General features: G+C 66.7%; 16 protein-coding genes, 2 tRNA genes and 3 pseudogenes. 12 read left to right on the forward strand and 9 right to left on the reverse strand.

From position 1 onward, the window contains the following. Position 1 precedes the first annotated feature (1 nt). Positions 2-790 (reverse strand): metallophosphoesterase family protein, encoded by a 789-nt coding sequence (locus ACNKFW_RS03020; RefSeq protein ID WP_028710305.1) that lies wholly within the window; start codon positions 788-790, stop codon positions 2-4. After that, complete coding sequence (locus ACNKFW_RS03025; RefSeq protein WP_147427593.1) at positions 787-1,749, reverse strand: diacylglycerol/lipid kinase family protein; 963 nt, start codon at positions 1,747-1,749, stop codon at positions 787-789. The genes ACNKFW_RS03020 and ACNKFW_RS03025 overlap by 4 nt, the downstream gene beginning before the upstream one ends. 376 nt (positions 1,750-2,125) lie before the next feature. On the opposite strand from ACNKFW_RS03025, the gene ACNKFW_RS03030 reads away from it, so the two are divergent. From ACNKFW_RS03030 to ACNKFW_RS03040, 3 genes are read left to right on the forward strand one after another with little or no spacing between them, the layout of a single operon-like run. Next, positions 2,126-3,334, forward strand: coding sequence for an isochorismate synthase (locus tag ACNKFW_RS03030; RefSeq protein WP_231493214.1), 1,209 nt, complete (start codon positions 2,126-2,128; stop codon positions 3,332-3,334). Continuing rightward, positions 3,334-3,990: an isochorismatase family protein gene (locus tag ACNKFW_RS03035; protein ID WP_147427594.1), complete on the forward strand. Its 657-nt coding sequence runs from the start codon at positions 3,334-3,336 to the stop codon at positions 3,988-3,990. The genes ACNKFW_RS03030 and ACNKFW_RS03035 overlap by 1 nt, the downstream gene beginning before the upstream one ends. Continuing rightward, entirely contained in the window at positions 3,981-4,751 is a 771-nt protein-coding gene (locus tag ACNKFW_RS03040; RefSeq protein ID WP_024844234.1) for a 2,3-dihydro-2,3-dihydroxybenzoate dehydrogenase, read from the forward strand. The genes ACNKFW_RS03035 and ACNKFW_RS03040 overlap by 10 nt, the downstream gene beginning before the upstream one ends. Positions 4,752-4,789: 38 nt before the next feature. Here the strand turns inward: ACNKFW_RS03040 and ACNKFW_RS03045 are convergent, their stop codons facing one another. Beyond that, complete coding sequence (locus ACNKFW_RS03045) at positions 4,790-5,035, reverse strand: phosphopantetheine-binding protein (protein ID WP_024844233.1); 246 nt, start codon at positions 5,033-5,035, stop codon at positions 4,790-4,792. A gap of 8 nt (positions 5,036-5,043) precedes the next feature. Further along, on the reverse strand, positions 5,044-6,663 hold the full coding sequence (locus tag ACNKFW_RS03050; RefSeq protein ID WP_147427595.1) for a (2,3-dihydroxybenzoyl)adenylate synthase: 1,620 nt from the start codon (positions 6,661-6,663) through the stop codon (positions 5,044-5,046). Between the two features lie 186 nt (positions 6,664-6,849). Here ACNKFW_RS03050 and ACNKFW_RS03055 point away from each other — a divergent pair, with 186 nt between their 5' ends. Both ACNKFW_RS03055 and ACNKFW_RS03060 read left to right on the forward strand, forming a co-directional pair. Next, complete coding sequence (locus ACNKFW_RS03055) at positions 6,850-8,199, forward strand: condensation domain-containing protein (protein WP_147427596.1); 1,350 nt, start codon at positions 6,850-6,852, stop codon at positions 8,197-8,199. 156 nt (positions 8,200-8,355) lie between these two features. Beyond that, positions 8,356-8,526: pseudogene (locus ACNKFW_RS03060) on the forward strand (GNAT family N-acetyltransferase); the annotation flags it as partial. A gap of 165 nt (positions 8,527-8,691) precedes the next feature. Here the strand turns inward: ACNKFW_RS03060 and ACNKFW_RS03065 are convergent. Then, complete coding sequence (locus ACNKFW_RS03065; protein ID WP_024844230.1) at positions 8,692-9,126, reverse strand: hypothetical protein; 435 nt, start codon at positions 9,124-9,126, stop codon at positions 8,692-8,694. Next, entirely contained in the window at positions 9,119-9,739 is a 621-nt protein-coding gene (locus ACNKFW_RS03070) for a DUF5671 domain-containing protein (protein WP_024844229.1), read from the reverse strand. The genes ACNKFW_RS03065 and ACNKFW_RS03070 overlap by 8 nt, the downstream gene beginning before the upstream one ends. Positions 9,740-9,949: 210 nt before the next feature. On the opposite strand from ACNKFW_RS03070, the gene ACNKFW_RS03075 reads away from it, so the two are divergent. Both ACNKFW_RS03075 and ACNKFW_RS03080 read left to right on the forward strand, forming a co-directional pair. Continuing rightward, positions 9,950-10,024 (forward strand) — tRNA-Gly (locus tag ACNKFW_RS03075). Positions 10,025-10,309: 285 nt separating this feature from the next. Beyond that, a complete protein-coding gene (locus tag ACNKFW_RS03080; protein ID WP_147427597.1) occupies positions 10,310-11,572 on the forward strand; it encodes a class I SAM-dependent methyltransferase in 1,263 nt (420 codons plus the stop codon). 637 nt (positions 11,573-12,209) lie between these two features. On the opposite strand, the gene ACNKFW_RS03085 is transcribed toward ACNKFW_RS03080, so the two are convergent. After that, positions 12,210-12,997 (reverse strand): IS5-like element ISPme2 family transposase gene (locus tag ACNKFW_RS03085; protein ID WP_088238952.1). Its coding sequence is split into 2 segments (ribosomal slippage): positions 12,210-12,661 and positions 12,661-12,997, totalling 789 coding nucleotides; the frame shifts between segments, so codons are not numbered across the junction. A gap of 363 nt (positions 12,998-13,360) precedes the next feature. Then, a pseudogene (locus ACNKFW_RS03090) lies at positions 13,361-13,507 on the reverse strand (IS256 family transposase); the annotation flags it as partial. Here ACNKFW_RS03090 and ACNKFW_RS03095 point away from each other — a divergent pair. After that, positions 13,506-13,715: pseudogene (locus tag ACNKFW_RS03095) on the forward strand (IS5/IS1182 family transposase); the annotation flags it as partial. The pseudogenes ACNKFW_RS03090 and ACNKFW_RS03095 sit on opposite strands and share 2 nt — an antisense overlap. A gap of 833 nt (positions 13,716-14,548) precedes the next feature. Beyond that, entirely contained in the window at positions 14,549-16,420 is a 1,872-nt protein-coding gene (locus tag ACNKFW_RS03100) for a CRISPR-associated endonuclease Cas3'' (protein WP_338068517.1), read from the forward strand. A gap of 13 nt (positions 16,421-16,433) precedes the next feature. On the opposite strand, the gene ACNKFW_RS03105 is transcribed toward ACNKFW_RS03100, so the two are convergent. Then, a protein-coding gene (locus tag ACNKFW_RS03105; RefSeq protein WP_147427600.1) for an IS5 family transposase occupies positions 16,434-17,191 on the reverse strand; the annotation gives its coding sequence in 2 pieces (ribosomal slippage) (positions 16,434-16,876 and positions 16,876-17,191; 759 coding nt in all). 294 nt (positions 17,192-17,485) lie between these two features. On the opposite strand from ACNKFW_RS03105, the gene ACNKFW_RS03110 reads away from it, so the two are divergent. The 3 genes from ACNKFW_RS03110 (at position 17,486) to ACNKFW_RS03120 (ending at position 19,350) form a co-directional block, all read left to right on the forward strand. Then, positions 17,486-17,559: transfer RNA gene (locus tag ACNKFW_RS03110), tRNA-Cys, on the forward strand. A gap of 184 nt (positions 17,560-17,743) precedes the next feature. Further along, a complete protein-coding gene (locus ACNKFW_RS03115) occupies positions 17,744-18,169 on the forward strand; it encodes an Arm DNA-binding domain-containing protein (RefSeq protein ID WP_074991558.1) in 426 nt (141 codons plus the stop codon). Next, positions 18,112-19,350, forward strand: a complete 1,239-nt coding sequence (locus ACNKFW_RS03120; RefSeq protein WP_143091338.1) for a hypothetical protein — start codon at positions 18,112-18,114, stop codon at positions 19,348-19,350. The genes ACNKFW_RS03115 and ACNKFW_RS03120 overlap by 58 nt, the downstream gene beginning before the upstream one ends. Positions 19,351-19,405: the final 55 nt, after the last annotated feature.

Here is a 19,405-nt window from a genome sequence, read left to right on the forward strand (position 1 = left end):
ATCAGGCCGGGCGCCAGAGCCCGTCCCGGCGGGTGAATCGCAAATGCTCGGGCGGGCGGAAGCCGGGCTCGGTCATGGGCGCGACATGGCGCTCGACCAGCAGGTCGGGGCCGGCGAAATCCAGCACGGCGAATTCGTTCTGCCGGTCGCCGGGCCGGTCGCACAGCGCGGTGCCGGCCTGGACTTGCAGGATCGGCCGTCCCCGCTTGCCCAGGAAGGCGCCGATCGACCACAGGTGCAGGTGGCCGCTCAGGACCAGTTGCACGCCTTCGGCCTGGAAGCCGGCCAGCGCCGGGGCGGCGCCCTGCATCAGCGCCTTGTCCACCTGCGGGCGCTGCTGCATCGGGTGGTGCAGGGCGACGATGTTGATGCAGGCGGGGTCGAGCCCGGCGATCACCCGCGCCACCTGCGCGGGCGTGACGATGCCGCGTTGCCAGGCCATCGGATCGACGCTGTTGACGCCTTGCACCCGCAGGGTGCCGACATGGCCCACGGGCTCGAGGTTCTCGGCGATGGCGCGCCGCCAGCGGCGCCAGGGGCGCAGCATCCGGTCCGCCAGCTTGTAAAGCGGGATGTCGTGGTTGCCGGGCACCGCCAGCAGCGGCGCCTCGATCCGGCGCAGGAAGGCCGCGGCCTGCGCGAATTGCGCCGAGCGGCCGCGATGGGTCAGGTCGCCCGTCACCACCACCAGATCGGCGCGGGCGGCGTTGATGCGGTCGATCAGCGGCTCGACCAGCGGCTTGCGCTCCAGCCCGAAATGCAGGTCCGAGAGATGCAGGATGCGCGTCATCCGGCATCCCGCCCGCCGCTTTCGGCCGGGACCAGCACCTTCAGCGCGTCGTGGCGCACGCGGATGCGAAAGGGCGAATCCATCCAGGTCTTTTCGCCGTCATGGGCGACATATTCGTGGCGCGGCACGGTCTCGAGTTCGAAGTCATCGGCGCAGATCAGGTCGAAATCGGCATAGCGCGCCGATTTGCCCAGGGCCAGCCGCAACGCCGAGCGCACCAGCGGCCCCGGCCGCTTCGCCCGCGCCACCAGCAGCGCCAGCTGGCCGCGCCGCACGCAATCGGCCCCCTCCAGCCCGAATGCGTCCAGCTGATAGGCGCTTTTCGCCACGAAGGCCAGGGCGGTGGTGAAGTGCCGCGTCTTGCCATCCGCGTGTACGGTCAGGCGCAGCGGGCGACGCAGCGTCCACAGCGCCGCCACCGCCGACCAATAGGCCGCCAGCCGCGACCGGCCCCAGCGGCGATAGATGCTTTCGCGGCGGCGCAGGATCTCGGGATAGGCGCCGAAGCTGACATTGTTGAGGAAGACCATGCCATTCATCTCGCCGACATGGACGCGGCGGATGCGGGGCGCATCGAAGATCGCCAGCGCCGCCTCGACCGTCTCGCCCGAGCCGAGGTCGCGGGCGAAATAGTTGAAGGTGCCGCCGGGAATCACCGCCATCGCCGCCTCCGTGCCCGCGATCGCGCCGGCCACGGCGGCCTGGGTGCCGTCGCCCCCGGCCGCGACGATCAGGTCGAAGCCCTCGGCCACCGCCGCGCCGGCCATGGCGGGCAGGTCGGCGCCCTGTCCGGTGCCGCGGAACTGCAACTCGGCCACCCGGCCCTGCAAGGCCCTGCGCAGCTTGTCTGCGATGTCGTCGCCCGCCTCGCGGCCCGAGCCCATGTTCACGATCGCGCAGACCCGTGCAGCCGCGAGGTCGAAATCTGGGCCTTCTGCCGGGTCGTCCTGACGGTTCATCCCCTTGGTCCTTCCGCATTGTCACCTTTCCCGAACCCGTCCGCCCGGCGCCCGGTTCCGGCTCTGCGGAGGGCGGAGTCGCGGCAATTCGCCGGCCCGCGCTAATCCTGATCTTTTTACTTGCCTTTCCGGGTCCGCTTTGACAGATTGCCGGCGGGAAGCTGAAGGGCGGGATTTCCGGACCGCCGTCCGATTGGCCGTGCCCCTTGGGGATCGCGGCGATGCGCCACCCAAGACATCGTTTGCCAAACCCTGCGCAGGAGAGTTCTGCCCCGGATATGATCGCAGCATCATCCATGTCTGCACGGCCCGCGCCAGTTCCAATGCCGTGGGCCGCCGCCGGGATCGGGGACGAAATTCCTTTGAAACGAGATGCATGATGAACATCCGCCTGTCCGAGGCGCCGCGCAAGACGGCGTCGCCTGTGCCTGATCCGGTTCTTTTCGGTTTCGACGGCCCTTCGGGGCGTATCCAGGGGCGCGGTCCCGCGCGGCGGATCGCCGCCGGGAATGCCGCGACGCTTGAGGCGCGGGTGGCTGCGGCCCTGGCCGGGGTCGCGCCGGACGCGGTGATCGGCGGCGCCTTGCCCTTCGACCGCGAGGCGGGGGATTGCCTGTGGCATTGCCGGCGCAGCGAGGCGTCCGCGCCCGGCGGCGCCGCGCTGCAGGGCCTGCCGCTGCCGGGCTGGCGCCTGACGGCCGAGCCCGCCGCGCGGGACTATGCCGGCGCCGTCGCCCGCGCGCTCGGCATCATGGCCGAGGAGGCCGGCAGCCGCGATGCGCTGGAAAAGATCGTGCTGGCGCGCACGCTGCTGGTCGAATCTGCCGCGCCGATCCCGGTCGAGGCGCTGATGGCGCGGCTGCATGCAGACCGCAGCGTGACCGCCTTTCGCGTGGCGTTGCCCGCCGGGCCCGAGCATCCGCAGGGCCGCGCGCTTTGTGGCGCCACCCCCGAGCTGCTGGTCGAGAAGCGCGGCCGGACCATCGCCTCGCATCCGCTGGCGGGCTCGGCGCGCCGGCTGGCCGACCCGGTGGCCGACCACGCCGCGGCCGCGGCCTTGTCCGGCTCGGCCAAGGACCACCGCGAACATGCGCTGGTGGTCGAAGCGATCCTGGACACGCTGGCCCCCTGGTGCCGCGAGCTGGGCTGCCCCCAGGGCACCTGCGTCACCTCGACCCGCAGCATGTGGCACCTGGGCACCCGGATCGAGGGCAGGCTGAAGGATGCGGACACGCCCTCGGTGGTGCTGGCCTCGGCGCTGCATCCGACGCCGGCGGTCTGCGGCGTGCCGATGGGGCGGGCGGCGGGCTTCATCAAGGCCCTTGAACCCGTGGCGCGGGATTTCTATGCCGGCGCGGTCGGCTGGTGCGACGCAAGCGGCGACGGCGCCTGGTATGTCGCCATCCGCTGCGCCGAGATCAGCGGCCGGCAGGCTCGGCTTTACGCCGGGGCGGGGATCGTTCCCGGCTCGGACCCGATGGCCGAGGCTGCCGAGACCGGCGCCAAGTTCGGCGCGCTTCTGGCCGCGCTTGGCCTGCCGCAGGACGCGGCACTGCAAGGCGTGGCCTGCAACGGAGATACCTGATGGCCCTGCCCGGCATTGCCCCCTATGCACCCCCGACCGAGGCCGAGCTGCCCAAGGCGCGCGGGCCCTGGCAGCCCGAACGCGACCGGCTGGCGCTGCTGGTCCATGACATGCAGCGCTATTTCTGCCGCCCCTATCCCGAGGGCGCGCCGCTGGCGCCGGTGGTCGGCAATATCGCGCGGCTGATCCATGCGGCGCGGGCGGCGGGCGTGCCGGTCTTCTATACCGCGCAGAAGGGCGACCAGTTCCGCCCGGATCGCGGGCTTCAGGCCGATCTCTGGGGGCCGGGCATGAGCGCCGTCCCCGAGCATGAGGAGATCCTGCCCGAACTGGCCCCGGCGGCAGGCGACATCGTGCTGGTCAAGCATCGCTACAGCGCCTTCCAGCGTTCCAACCTGGAACATCTGATGCGGGCGCGCGGCCGCGACCAGCTGATGATCTGCGGCGTCTATGCCCATATCGGCTGTCTCGCCACCGCCGTCGAGGCGTTCCAGCGCGACATCGAGGCCTTTGCCGTGGCCGATGCCCAGGCCGATTTTTCGCGCGAGAAGCAGGACATGGCCATGGGCTGGATCGCCGCCACCTGCGGCGTGGCCCTGTCCACCCGGCAGGCGCTGGCCGCACTGGAAGCGCAAGAGGTGAAGTCATGCGCCTGACCGGATTTCAGGGCCGGACCGCCATCGTCACCGGCGCGGCCGGCGGCATCGGCCGGGCCGTGGTCGCCGCGCTGCTGGACGCCGGCGCGAAGGTCGTCGCCAGCGATACCGAGTCGGCGCTGGCCGCGAACCCGGTCGCGGGGGCCGAGAACCGGGCGCTGGACGTGCGCGATGGCGATGCCGTCGAGGCGCTGGTGGCCGAGGTCGAGGCGGCGCATGGCCCGCTGGGGCTAGGCGTCCATGCGGCCGGCGTGCTGGCCATCGGGCCGCTGCTGGACCTTGCGCCCGAGGAATGGGAGCGGGTGATCGGCGTCAATGCCCGGGGCACCTTCAACATCACCCGCGCCTTCGGCCGCGCCATGGTGCGCAACGGCGGCGGCGCCATTGTCGCGGTCAGCTCGAACGCGGCGGGGATTCCGCGCCTGAACATGGGCGCCTATGCCGCGTCCAAGGCGGCGGCGACCATGCTGGTCCGCTGCCTGGGGCTGGAACTGGCGGCGCAGGGCGTGCGCTGCAACATCGTCGCGCCGGGCTCGACCCTGACGCCGATGCAGACCGGCATGTGGACTGAGGACGGCGGCGCCGGCGAGCGCGCGGTGATCGAGGGCAGCCTGGACGCCTATCGCACCGGCATCCCGCTGAAGAAGCTGGCGACGCCCGAGGACATCGCCGGCGCGGTGATGTTCATGCTGTCGGATCAGGCGGGCCATGTCACCATGGCCGACCTGTATGTCGATGGCGGCGCGACGCTGCGCGCCTGACCCGCTTCACGGCCGGCCCGTCACGGCCGGCCCGTCGTTCACAGCCGCGACGAAATCAGCGCCCACCAATTGTCCAGCGACGGCTCGCGGGCCAGTTCCTCGAAGCTGGCCTCGATGCCCATCTGCTTCAGTTCGGACGAAAAGGTCATCACCGCGATCGAATCGAGCCCGTAAAGGACGAGGTTCTCGCCCGGCTCGATCTCGCAATCGTCCTCGATCATCGCGGCTACGCGGGCGGCCAGCCATTCGGGGCTGAGATCGGTCTTTTCGGCACTATCCATCATTCGTCCTTTCAGGCGGTTTCGGCCACGAGGCTGTCGCGCAGGCGGCGCTTGTCGATCTTGCCCACCGCGGTCAGCGGCAATTCGGGCAGAAAGCGGAAACGGTCGGGCAGCTTGTATTCGGCCACGCCCAGCTCCAGCAGGTGCCGGCGCAGCGCCGGCGGGGAAAGCTTGCCCGCCCCCTCGCGCAGCACCAGGAAGGCGCAGCTTTTCTCGCCCAGATGCGCATCGGGCGCGGCGACCAGCGCGGCATGGGTGATGTCGGGATGGCGGACCAGCAGGTTCTCGATCTCCTCGGCGGCGATCTTCTCGCCGCCGCGGTTGATCTGGTCCTTGATGCGGCCGACGACGCGCAGGTTGCCGCCCTGTCGCACCACCACGTCGCCCGAGTAATAGAACCCTTCGGCATCGAAGGCCTTCGCATTGTGGTCCGGGCTGCGGTAATAGCCGCGGAAGGTATAGGGGCCGCGGGTGGCCAGCGCGCCCGGCGTGCCGTCGGGGACCGGGTTGCCGTCCTCGTCCAGGACGCGGACCTCGTCGTCGGGGCTGATCGGGCGGCCCTGGGTGGTAAAGATCACCTCCTCGGGATCGTCCAGCCGGGTATAGTTCACCAGCCCCTCGGCCATGCCGAAGACCTGTTGCAACCGGCAGCCCAGCAGCTCGGGGACGCGCCGCGCCATCGCCTCGGCAAAGCTGGCGCCGCCGACCAGCATCAGCTCCAGGCTGTCCAGCATGGCGCGGCGGGCGGGATCCTCCTCGACCGCGCGCAGCCACAGCGCCACGGCGGGCGGCACCAGCGGCGCCATGGTGATGCGCTCGCGCGCGACGATGTCGAAACAGGTCAGCGGCTCGGGGCTGGGGGCCATGACCACGGTGCCGCCGGCATGGAACACCCCCAGCGTGCCCGGCGAGCTCATGGTGAAGTTGTGCCCGGCCGGCAGGGCGCAAAGAAAGCGCGTGGCCGGGGTCACGCCGCAGATCTGGACGCTGGCGCGGATGCTGTAGTCGTAATCGTTATGGGTGCGCGGGATCAGCTTGGGCGTGCCGGTGCTGCCGCCCGACAGCTGAAAGAAGGCGACCTGGTCGGCCGGGGTCGGCCCCGCGCCCTCGGGCAGGTCGCCGTCAGGGGTCAGCCAATGCGTCAGGCTGCGCTCGGGCTCGTCCTCGCCCAGAAGCAGCAGATGCGCGACGCCGCCGGCCCGCAGTTCCTGGGCAAAACCGTCGTCGCGGAACAGTTCGTGGTCGCGCGCGGCGATGACCACCCGCGGCGCGATCTGGCGGACATATTCGGTCAACTCCAGCCGGCGATGGCTGAAAAGCGCATTCACCGGCGCCACCCCGATCCGCAGAAGCGCGAAGAAGGCGACGAAGAACTCGGCCACGTTCGGCAGTTGCACCAGCGCGGTATCGCCATGGCCCAGCCCCTGCCGTGCCAGGCGCGCTGCCAGGTTGCGCGACAGCCGGTCCAGCTCGGCATAGCTGAAGCGGCGCGAACCGCAGACCAGCGCCTCGGCCTCGGGGTTGGCGGCCAGCTGTGCGTCCAGGATATGCGTCAGCGGCTGGTCGATCCAGTAACCGGCCTCGCGATAGCGTCGGGCGAGGTCTTGCGGCCAAGGGCTGAATTCAATCATGCGGATACCTGCTTTTACGGCAATGAGCCGCCGAAGGCGCCTGCGGCGCCTTGACGGAAGGCAATTGTTGAGTATTTTTATCCCGCTTTCTCTCTTGAAGCAAGCCAGCCGCATCCATCTCGGATGCAACCACGCCAGCCCTCTCTCGTTCAGACCGCCAGACCCTGCGACGGGGACAAGGATTTCATGACGCATCATCACGCCGAGGGGCTTTGGCTGCCCCTGACGCTGGCCCAGCTGGATTTCTGGGAAGAGTTCCGGCTCCATCCCGGCGAGGCGGTCTCGACCGTCGCCCATGCCATCGAATTGCGCGGGGTCGCGGATCCCGAGGCGCTGGCCCGCGCCATCGAGGCCACCATCGCCGAGACCGACATCATGGCCTTGCGCTTTGCCCTGGGCGCCGATGGCCGGCCGGTGCAGCGGGTCGATCCCGCGCGGCGGCCCGCGCTGCGGCGCATCGACCTGTCGGACCGCGCCGATGCGCGTGATCACGCCTTTGCGCTGATGCAGGCGGACGTGGACGCGGCGCTGGACCTGCTTGGCCAGCCCATTGCGGCGCAATGGCTGATCCGGCTGTCCGAGGGGCATTATCTGTGGTTCAACCGCGGCCATCACATCGCGCTGGACGGCTATGCCATGGGCCTGGTCGAGCGGCGCTGCGCCCAGCTTTACGCCGCCCTGGCCGAGGGCGCGGATCCCGGCCGGCCGCTGCGCCCGCTGGCCGATTATCTGAACGAAGAGACCGACTATCGCGCCAGCCCGCGCCATGCCGCCGACGGACGGCATTGGGGCGGGGTGCTGGCGGCCGAGCCACGCCCGCGCGTGCTGCGCAAGGGATCCGAGGATTATCCGGCCGAGGCGCTTTGCGCCGCGCATGACCTCTCGGCCCTGCGCCCGGCGCTGATGCGGCAGGCGCAGGCGGTGGGCATGGGCTGGCCGGACCTGCTGACCGTGCTTTGCGCGGCCTGGGCGGCGCTGCGCCTGCGCGACGGCTCGGCCTCGCGCCTGTGCGACGAGCGCGGTGGCATCGCGATGCCGGTCTGGCTGCCCTATATGAGCCGCATGGGCAGCGTCGCCGTCTCGGTCCCGGCGCTGGTGGTGAACATCCTGCCGCTGGACGCGAAGCTGCACCCGGCCGAACCGCTGGCCGAGGCGCTGGCCCGGCTGGGCGCGCGGCTGCGCAAGCTGCGCCGGCATGGCCGCTATCGCATCGAGCAGATCGCCGAGGATTACGGCATGGAGCCGCGCAGCCGCTTCTTCTTCTCGCCGCTGATCAACGTGCTGCCCTTTGACGAGGCGCGCTTCGCCGGCTGCGAGACCACGCGGCACGTGCTGTCGAACGGGCCGGGCGACGGGTTCAACATCACCATCCGCGGCGATGGCGAGGCCCGCGGGCTGGAACTGCTGGTCGAGGCCGACCCGACCCTGACCCCGGCCGGGGATTTCGCCGCGCTGGCCCGGGGGCTGCCGCTTTTCCTGGCCGGGGCGCTGGCGTCCGAGAACCTGTCGCGGCCGCTGGCGGACCTGCCGGCCTGACCGCCCCGGCGCAAACTGCGCCCAGGGGCAGGAGGGGATAGGATGGACAGCGACGACATGCTCCTTGCCGCGGCCGGCGATCTGGCGGTGGTCGAGGAACTGGTGAGCAGTGCCTATGGCCATTCCGTCGCGCGCATCGCCCGCAAGCCGGGGCCGATGCTGGATGACCATGCCGCGCGCATCGCGGCCGGCCGGACCTATCTGCTGGAACGGAACCGCGCGGTGCTGGGCCTGATCGTGTTCATCCCGCAGGCCGATGCGCTGCTGGTCGAGAACGTGGCGATCTCGCCCGCCGCGCAGGGGCTGGGGCTTGGCCGGCGGCTGATGGATTTCGCCGAGATGCGCGCCCGCGCGGCGGGCCTGCTCCGGCTGCGGCTTAATACCCATGTGGCATGGTCGAGAATCAGGCGATCTATGCCCGGCTCGGCTATGCCGAGACCCGCCGCGTCCACGAAGCCGGGCTGCACCGCATCTATCTGGAAAAGCTTTGGCCTAGTCGCGATAGGGGATCGTCGCCTCGGCGCCCGGCCGCTGCGGCCCGGTCGGGATGAAGCTGCGCGTGCTGCACCCCGCCGCGTCGCGATCCCAAGGACCGGAGCGCGGGGGCTGAGGCAGTTCGAACCCGGCGCATAGCCGGTAGCTGCGCGGCCCTGTCACCGCGTAGCGATAGGGCGCGCCGGTAAAGGGATCGGCCAGCCGCACCTGCCAGTCGCATTGCGGCGTGGTTTCCAGCGTCTCGGGCAGGCGGTCGCCGTTCTCGCGCGCCAGGCAGACCACCAGCCGGCCCAGGTTGGCCAGGTCGCTTTCGCGCTCGCGGTCGCGGCGCTCCTTGCGGGCATGGCCGGGGCCGCCGGTCAAGGCCAGCCCGGCGATGACGGCCGCCGCGGCCAGCAGCGCGATGGCGATGGTGGCCCAACCCTTAGTCATTCAGCTCGTCCCGGTAATAGGCGAAGACCAGCCCCGCGACCCCGGCGACCAGGGCCGCCTTGGCGGCGAAACGCGCGGTCAGCTCGCCGTTGAGCAGCGTGTAGATGACATAGATCCCGTCCGCCAGGAACACCAGCGCCACCACCAAAAGCGTCAGCGAGGCGAACCATTTGCGCACCAGCGACCGCCGCCGCCCGCCGTCGCCCAGGCTCATCCGCGACACCTTGCGGTTCAGCATCACGAACAGCGGCACGAAGGCGATCAGCGAGGCGATGGACCAGCGCGCCGCGCTGCCCGGCCCGTAATAGCGGCTGTCGGCCGGATCGGGAATCAGCCGGTCGATCAGTGCCATGCCCAGCTCGCAGACATGCCAGCCGATCATGCCCAGGGACAGGAACAGCAGGCCGTAGAGCAGCGCCTCCTGCGCCGAGGCATAGGGGCGCGGCCGCGGCACTGGCGGCAGGCCGGGCGCGGTTTCCCAGCCCTCCAGCGCCTCGTCGATCTCGGGCGCGGACCAGCCGGCATGGGCCAGCGCCCGGCCGATCTCGTCGCGCTCGCCGCCCTGCGCAAGCGCCCGGCGGACATAGTCGGAAAGCTGGTCGGACGGTTTCATCGGCACCCCCTGCCTGGCTGGCGTCTGGCCGGCAGGTTTCGGCAAGCCGGCGGCGCGGTCAAGCCCGCCAAGGCTGCGGCCGGGCGCAATTTTCCTCGCCGGGCCGTGTCGGCGAAAATTTTCCCGGCGGCGCGATTTTTCCCCTTGCACCCCCCGGCGCGCTCCCATAAATGACGCCTCACCGAAGGCGAAGCGCCATCGGGACGGAGCGCGGGCGTAGCTCAGGGGTAGAGCATAACCTTGCCAAGGTTAGGGTCGTGAGTTCGAATCTCATCGCCCGCTCCAAAATCTTCCTTCGGGAACAGCGAAAAGCGGCCTTCGGGCCGCTTTCGGCTTTTCCGGCTGCCGCTTTCCGATCCCAGCCGCTCTTTTCCCGCATCTAGCCACGGGTGCGGGATCAACCTGCGGCAGACCGTTCACCCTGCCTCTGGCCATTTTCGGCGAATCGGCGCTAGTATGGCAACCGGAGTTGCCCCGGCTGCCACATCCGGGACAGTCGTCAGGAACAAGCTGCCGCGTCTCGCAACCACGCCTCCCCCGAATCGCGGCCAGCCCAAGCGTGAGGTGATCATGCCGGCTCTGGAAGCTCTGATCGAACGGAAACTGCAACAGCTCTCGGTGCCGCTGGCGGTCCGCTTGCCCTCGGGGCGGCAACTGGGCCCGCCCGATGCGCGCGTGACCATCGCCTTCAAGGACATGGGCGCGCTGGCGCCGCTGGCCTCGGCCCGGCTGGGGCGGCTGGGGGACGAGATCGTCCGCGGCCGCGCCCGGATCGAGGGCTCGATGCGCGACCTGATGCGGATCGTGGCGGCGCTGGTGCCCGGCGGCGGCCAGCCGATCCAGCCCAAACCCTGGCAGCGGCTCTTGTATCATGTGAACTCGCTGCTGCGTCACAGCCGCGACCGCGATGCAAGGCAGATCCGCGCGCATTACGATGTCTCGGACGAGTTCTATGCGCTTTGGCTCGACCCGCGCCGGGTCTATTCCTGCGCCTATTTCGCCGAGCCGCAGATGACGCTGGCGCAGGCGCAAGAGGCCAAGCTGGACCTGATCTGCCGCAAGCTGGACCTGCGACCGGGCGAGCGGTTCGTCGACATCGGCGCCGGCTGGGGCGGGCTCTTGCTGCATGCCGCGCGCCATTACGGCGTCGATGCCACCGGCATCACCCTGTCGCAGAACCAGTTCGACCATGTCAGCCGGATCATCGCCGAGGAGGGCCTGGGCGAGCGGGTGCGCATCCGGCTGTGCGATTATCGCGACCTGGTGCCCGACCGGCCCTTTGACAAGCTGGCCTCGGTGGGCATGTTCGAACATGTCGGCCGCGCCCGGATGGGCACCTATTGCGACACGCTGCGCCGGCTGCTGCGGCCGGGCGGGCTGGCACTGAACCACGGCATCGCGGCCTCGGGGCTGGACGATGCGATGGTGGGCGGCGGCCTGGGCGATTTCATCGAGAAATACATCTTTCCTGGCGGCGAGCTGATCCATGTCAGCCAGGCCATCCGCAGCCTGTCGCAGGCCGGGCTGGAAATGGTCGATACCGAGAACCTGCGGCCGCATTACGCCCGCACGCTCTGGGCCTGGTCCGACGCGCTCGAGGCGCAGCTGCCCGAGGCCGAGCGGGTGCTGGCCCGCTCGATGCCGCCCGAACGTGCGGCCGAGGTGTTGCAGGCTTATCGGCTGTACCTGGCCGGCTGCGCGCTGGCCTTCGAGCAGGGCTGGGTGGCGCTTTACCAGATCCTGCTGATCCATCCCGACCCGGCGCTGGCGACGCCGGACCTGCCGGGGGCGCAATCCACCTATCCTTTCCGGCGCGATCATATCTATCGCTGATCCGGCCCGCGCGACCGGGCAGGGGTTTCCGCCGGGGCGCCGTCGGCCGCTGTCTCCGGGCGCCGGCACCTGGCGCTGCCTCGCGCGGCCAGCACTGCGGGGTTGACCTGCGCCGGGGATCTTTTTGCCATCTGCAATTCGAGCTCGCCCTAGCAGCAACTGCCTCCATATCGCCTTTCTGTTCGCCAAGAGCCCCGCGCGCTTATTCGATCTGCTGATCGCTCAGCATAACAGGTGGCCGGCCGAGCCGGCGGCCTATATTCTTGGCAGCATTCAACCCGGTCTCGGTGCGCCCATTGATTGGCGCCCTCTCGAATTCAGCCGGTGCAGCCATGGCATGAAAGACCAGCCGCCTCCTGATGAGTTGATGTCTCCCGCTCCTGCAAACGAACCGAACTGAACTGTTCGGGACTAAATGTCACATTGAACCTGCCCTTGTTCCCTAACAAACCGACCAGGAAGTTTCTGGAAGGTAGGGATGTTCATGATTGTCGGCGGTGCATGTGTCATCGACGGATGATCAGCATCTCGATCTTCAGCTATCTGCCTTGAAGGATGCCGGCTACGAAAAGATATGCAAGGATAATGGAGTTTCCGGGACGACATGCGGCGTGCCGGCTTGGAGGCGGCGCTTAGGTCATGTTGACAAATGGCGGAGCCAGAGGCGGATCGACGTGATGTCGATGAAGCCCAGGAAGCTTTCGGCGGTCTTGTCGTAGCGGGTGGCGACGCGACGGGCATTCTTGAGCTTGTTGAAGCACCGCTCAACGAGATTGCGCAGGCGGTAGAGCCTGCGGTCAACGGCGACCCGTAGCTTCCGGGTTTTGCGCATGGGGATGACCGGCACCACGTCGCGCACCTCCATGGTCTTGCGGATGTTGTCGGAGTCGTAGCCGCGGTCTGCGAGCAGAACGCTTGGCTCGGGCAGGTTGTCAGCCATGACCAGATCGAAGCCGAGGTAGTCCGATGTCTGCCCGGCCGTGATCTCGGTTCTCATGGGCAGGCCTGCCGCATTGACCCGCAGATGGATCTTGGTCGTGAAGCCACCTCGCGAGCGGCCGAAACCTTGGCGCGGAGTCCCCCTTTTGCGCCCGCTGCCTGATGATGAGCGCGAACCACGGTGCTGTCGATCATCTGCAGCGCATCCGGCACGATCCGGCTCTCGTTCAGCGCCTCCAGGATCTGTTCCCACAGCCCCGCCAACGTCCAGCGCCGGAACTGCCGATAGACAGACGACCATTTGCCGAACTCTTCCGGCAGGTCGCGCCAGGGCGACCCCGTTCGGGCGATCCAGAAAATCCCATCCAGAACAAGCCGATGGTTCGTGGGCTTGCGGCCGTTCGGAGAACGGACAGCCAGGATGAAGCGTTCAAAGAACGCCCACTCGTCGTTCGACATCAGGTTTCGTGCCACGCTGGTCTCCATTGCAGATACCAGCTTGAATCACGATCACCGCGCCCGGTGAATCCCTTTTGTCAACACGCCCTAGTCTATTTCGCAATCGCAAACGGCACGTTTGGCGTACTGCTTCTGGTATTCTGTAAAAAGGTGCCGTCACGAAAAAATATGAATGAGTCATTCTGACATGAAATATGCGGCCAAGCGGTTGCTTTGAAATCGCATAATGGAAAATGCGAGAGATCATGTCAAAGACAACCAACCCTCTGTTCCAGCGGGATATCATTTCCGTCGGTGGAGGGTAGATTGTCAAGTTCTCAGGGGAACTCTTCAATCACGTTGACAAAGGCAGGTCACTTCGTCAATTTCCCGGCTGGCCTGATGGCATGATCAGGCGGCTTTCACGATCATGCTGAGAATGGGGCCGATCTCCTCCTTGTCGATCCGAACGAAGGCTTCGGCCATCATGCAGCGGCTGGCGGTCTGCCATTTGCCGTTTCGCTCGAACAGGACGGCCCCTATCAGGCGGATGATCGAAAGAGGCATTGCGCCATGCATCCCCTCCCGCATCGGCCGGAAAGGTCCGAGCCCGCGCGACGCCAGCCTCTATCGCCTGCGCCGCCGGATCGAAAACATGTTTGCCCGTCTCAAGGACTGGCGTCGGATCGCAACCCGCCACGATCGCTGCCCCATCCTGTTTCTCTCGGCCTGCGCCCTCGCCGCGACCGTCATCTATGGGTTGTGAGGCCTGGCCGTAGTCCGGATCAGGCGAACCTCTTTGCGCCGGCAACGCATACAACAACAAACACCGTCACGACGATCATTGCCCACCTTCGTGCCTCCAGTGCCTCTGTCTCGGATGCTCTCAGCATATACCCCGAGCAAGAATTGGGGCCGAGCATTGGCACCGAGAGCATCATACCGGTTAAAAATCCGATCGAGCGTCTCAACAAAGAAGTGAAACGCCGCGCCGACGTCGTCGGCGTTCGGGCACTCCTCCGAACCGATGGCCGTCATGCCCTCACTTTTCCAGGAGCTTTCGATCAGGGCATTGCGAAACCAGCCGGCATCGTAGCCGCGGCCTGCGAGCAGCGCCCCGGCCGGCGGGATCTGCGAGAGCGGCGCCCTTGCGCCGCTGTAGTCGGAGGCCTGGCCAGCCGACAGAAGCATCCGGATCGGGCGACCCCTGGCATCGGCCAGGACGTACAGCTTCGAAGCTCAGCGCGCCTCTGATGCGCCCGATCACGCGCGCATGGCAACTGCAGCACTCTACGCAAGCAGACATATCCTACGGAAATGCTCTTCGCCGATGCGAATGTGGCGAATCCGCAACAGCGTATGATATGGCGATCCGGCAAGATGTTGGGAGCCCGGCCAAGATCGCGCTCGGTCGGATCATGAATTGCAGCGGAGTCCAGATTTTCGGCACCGCGATTCTCTGCTTTGCGCCCTCGGATTGCCCGGATCCTGAAAAATCGCTGGCTTGCGGCTTGGAGATGGTTCTACTCCAAGTGCAGGTAGTGCGCATTACCTGAATTATGTTCAGTTGGTAGCTGTGGTTGGAGAAGAATGAAACTGATGAACCACTACGCGCATACGGGCAATCGCGAGGATCGAAGTGACTGGCAATTGTTGGAGCATCACCTGGAAAACACGGCGGCACTGGCTGCGGAACGCGCAGCGCCCCTCGGGTTGCGGGCTGCGGCCCATATGGCCGGGTTCTTCCATGATTTCGGCAAATATGATCCGGCCTTCGATCGCGTCCTTTGCGGTGACAATGTCCGGGTGGATCATTCCACGGCCGGCGCCGCGCTGCTTTGCGCCCGGGCGCCCGCGGGGCTGCGCCCCTGCGCCGAGGTGATCGGCTATGCCATCCTGGGCCATCATGCGGGGCTGCCGGACCGCCGGAATGCCGACAGCAGCATGGAACGCCGGCTCGATGCCTTCCGCGATCTGATCGCTCCAGAAATCTCGGCGGCGGCCAAGCCTGACTTCAACCCGATAGCCAAGGAGTTGACTGCGCGGATGCGGCCCGGCTCGGCCCCGTTCGATCTGTCGGTCGCGGCGCGCATGGTGTTCTCCTGCCTGGTCGATGCCGATTTCCGCGATACCGAGTCCTTCTATGCCGGGCTGAACGGCACGCGGCCGGATCGCGACTGGCCGGCCCTGGCCGATCTGTTGCCGGAATGGAGAGGCGTCTTCGATGCGCATCTGGCGGGGTTCGACCAGAGCGGTCCGATCAATCGCCTGCGCGCGGATATCCTGGCGCATGTCCGGAAGGGCTCCGCGATGACGCCGGGGCTTTTTACGCTGACCGTCCCCACCGGCGGCGGCAAGACGCTGGCCTCGTTGGGTTTTGCGCTGGACCACGCGGTGCGCCACGGGCATCGCAGGATCATATTCACGATTCCGTATACTTCTATCATCGACCAGACTGCAGCCATTTTTCGCGGTCTTTTTGGTGATGCCGTGCTGGAGCATCATTCGGCCATCGACGACGAAAGGACCGATCCGGAGCGCAAGGACAAGCTGCGCCTTGCCATGGAGGACTGGGCCGCGCCTCTGGTCGTCACGACCAATGTGCAGTTCTTCGAAAGTCTTTTCGCGATGCGTCCTTCGCGCTGCCGCAAGCTGCACAATATCGCCGGTTCGGTGATCGTGCTGGACGAGGCGCAGGCCCTGCCGCGCAAGCTGCTGATGCCCGCGCTGCGGATGATCGACACGCTCTGCGCGCATTACGGTTGTTCGGTGGTGCTTTGCACGGCCACGCAACCCGCCTTCGACAGTCGCCAGCTGAAGCAGGGCGGCTTGCCGCTGGAGGGCCGCGAACTGGCGCCCGATCCGGTGCGGCTCGCCCGCGAGCTGCGCCGCGCCCGCATCGTGCAGGGCGGCGAGATGGACGACGACGCCCTCATCGAGGCATTGCGCGACACGCCGCAAGGAATGGTCATCGTCAACAGCCGTGCCCATGCATTGGAACTGTTCAACGCGGCCAAGGCCGAGGAGCTCGAGGGGCTGGTCCACCTGACCACGCGGCAATATCCGGTGCATCGGCGGGCGATCCTGGAGGAGATCCGCGCGCGCCTGAAATCCGGTGCGCCTTGCCGTTTGATCGCGACCAGCCTGATCGAGGCAGGGGTGGACCTGTCCTTCCCAAAGGGCTGGCGGGCCGAGGCGGGGCTGGATAGCTGCGTGCGCGGGGGCGTGGATCGAAACCGCATGAGCAAGCGCCCGGCCATTGGCCATAGCGTCGCCCCCTTCGCGGGGGCGTGGATCGAAACCCGGCCTATCATGCCGCCGTCTGCGGCGGCGTCGGTCGCCCCCTTCGCGGGGGTGTGGATCGAAACCCAGCGATCCACCTTCCGGGTCGCCCAAGCGCATCGTCGCCCCCTTCGCGGGGGCGTGGATCGAAACATCGATGATGGCAAGAACATCTTCGCCCCGGCCTAGGCGGTGTCTTCATTTAGGCGATCGCTGCCATTGCGCAGGCGAGGTCGACGAATGCCTTTAAGGAGGCGACGGTTTTCTCGCATCGGAGCGCGATCCGGCGGAATCGTTTGAGGCGGTTGAAGAAGCACTCCACAAGGTGGCGTTCCCCGGAGAGCGTCCGATCCAGCGGTCGGCTTCCGGCGCGGCTTCGGTTGCGCTTGATCTGTGCGGTGGCGCGCAGGTCGCCGGCGATGAAGCGGCGCAACGCCTCGGTGTCGTATCCGGCGTCGGCGATGACATGGCCGACGCCCGCAAGGCCGCGGATCAGCCCCCGGGCCTGCGGGCTGTCGGCCCAATGGCCCGGCGTGATCGCGAACCGGACCGGGAGGCCAAGCGCGTCCACCGCAGCATGGATCTTGGTCGTCAGCCCACCCCGAGAGCGGCCGGTGGCGTGAGCCTCAAGCCCCCGTTTTGCGAGGTCGCATCTGCGTGGACCTTGGAAATGGTGGCATCGACCAGCACATATTCGAAGTCGGGATCGGCGCTCAACTCCCTGAAAAGACGCTCCCAGACCCCGGCGCGGGACCAGCGGCGGAACCGGGTGTAGACGCTCTTCCAGTGCCCCGGTTCCGGCGGCAGGTCGCGCCAGGGCGAAGCACCTCGTGCCAACCACAGGATCGCGTCGATGAACAGCCGATTGTCCGCAGCGCTGCGGCCCCGATCACCAGCCTTGCCGGGCAACAGAGGCCCGATCCGTTCCCATTGCTCGTCTGTCAGCGTCCGCCTGCTCAAGATCGCCTCCGTTTTCGATCTTGAAACAGAACTCAGACAGTATGGGAATCCTTAAATGAAGGCACTACCTAGGCGCCCCCTTCGCGGGGGCGTGGATCGAAACTGGGTGGTGCCCGGCAAGGTCTCCGTCGCCGACGCGTCTGGACCTATGCCCGGCAGATCATCCGGGCGAGACAGGTCTGCGCCAAGCGATCCTGACCGTGGAACGGAACAGGACCAGAACAAGAAAGTGATAGCCGGAGTGATAACCCCCTTGACCCCATCAACCGAAAACCCTAGCAAACGCAAGGCTCCGGCGGGTTGGCGGAGAGGTTACGCAGCGGATTGCAAATCCGTGAAGACCGGTTCGATTCCGGTACCCGCCTCCATTCCCCACTTTTCGCTAGATTTCCCGTGACCTTCGCCAGAAGTGGTCATTGATTTCATTGAGAAAATAGACTGTAGGCCATCTTCTGCGGGAAGATGGACTGTAGCCACCCAACTTGTGTGGGTATCGAATGCGGGTATTCTCGGAACTACCGATACCCACAGTCACCCGCAGGACCGATTCAGATGCCCTTGACCGATGCAGCCTGTCGTGGCGCGAAGCCCGATCCCTCTGGAAAACCGCGGAAATTACCGGATGGCGGCGGGCTTCTCTTGTTCGTCTCGCCATCGGGCGGCAGGCTGTGGCGAATGCGCTATAGGTTCGAAGGCAAGGAAAAGGTGCTGTCATTCGGGGCATACCCGGATGTGAAGCTGGCCGATGCCCGCGCGCTACGCGCCAAACCGATCAGGATAAACCCCCTACGCAGAGTGGCGCGGGCCGGAACGCTGCAACCAAGCGCCGGAGTGAAGCGCGACACTCGCTGCATCTGGAAAATGCAATGCCTGATACTACATAAAGTAGGGGAACTTACTGATCGAGCGAGGTGTAGGCAGTGTCAGGCGATGATGAAAAGCCCAAGGGCGTCGACATTTCGCAGGTTGGCAAAGTGAACGCTGGCAACGATGATCAGTCGGAGCCTGTGCGCAGGATCGTTGACAGGACAGCACAACTGTCCGTGGGTGGACGCGCCTTGCAAGGGGCTTTGCGGGGTCTTGGTGGTGTGAGCGCGCTTGCAGAGGCCGCGCGGGCTGCAAGTTCCGTGACCATGCTGAAGGATCAGCTAGACGCCCTGACCGGGGTGAGTGTTTTCACTGAACAGATGAAAGCCCAACAAAAAGCGATGCGGGCTTTGGCGCTGCCGGATGTGTCCGCTTTTTCGGGCATAACTGCACTCGCAGACCAATTCAAAATCGAACAGGATGCATTCGCGCAGGCGCGAAACCTTGCTCTTGGGGGCCTGCCCGGTGGCTTTCTGAACGCAATCACTGGCTCCGCTACGGGTGCGGCATCCCGGTTTTTTCAGGACATGCGCGAACAGTCCAGCTTGATCAATCAGCACATGGACATGTTTGCGGATATGCGGCGGGCGCTAAAGGCTTCCAGTCTTTTCGATCTTACCAAGGCGGTGAACATCCCACGCTTTGGCTCAGCGATTGAGGCACTTGGCATCGGCCGTATGGGGTCCGCGATTGAGGCAGCGAACGCGGTGCACATGTTGGGGCTTACCCCGACCTTCCATGACGAATTCAGGTCGGTAGCGGCGGCGCTTGCGGATCAAGCGTCTGCGTTTGCGCGGGTGCGTGACCTCACCTCTGTTGCGGCTCTTAACTTTGATCTTGCGGGTAGCCTGGAAGCAATGCTCGCCCGCAGCCTTGCGGCACAGGAGGCGCTGCTTGAAGAACACAAGGGCGCGGCGGTTGACGCCAAAGCAGAGGCTGCCTTTCACCGCAGGGTCGCCACGATTCAGGTCATCATCAGCATCCTGACGTTCTTCCTGACCATCGCTTTGCAGCTTGAAGCGCGGCTTTCGGATGGGGACGCCGCCGTTCGGGCAAACACAGAAGCCTTGGTTAAAATGCGAAATTCGTTTGATGCGATGGCGGCGCAGCTAGAAGCCATGCAAGAAACTCGGGAAACTGAAACAGAACGCCAAGACGCGGCAGACGCCGAGATCGCGAGCATTCTGCGCGGTATCGCCAAGACGCTTTCTGATCAGGCGGAAGCGGAACCGGAAGCGGCAATGCAGGCACCTGAAACGCCCTCGCCTAACCGCGGTGACAGCGTGCAGTGATCCGATTGAACTGCGCCCTGTCCGATCATCGGCCCTGCCCGATCTTGGCTACGGG

Origin of the sequence: Paracoccus sp. TD-10, assembly GCF_048270675.1 — a bacterium.
Classification (GTDB): Bacteria; Pseudomonadota; Alphaproteobacteria; order Rhodobacterales; family Rhodobacteraceae; genus Paracoccus; species Paracoccus pantotrophus.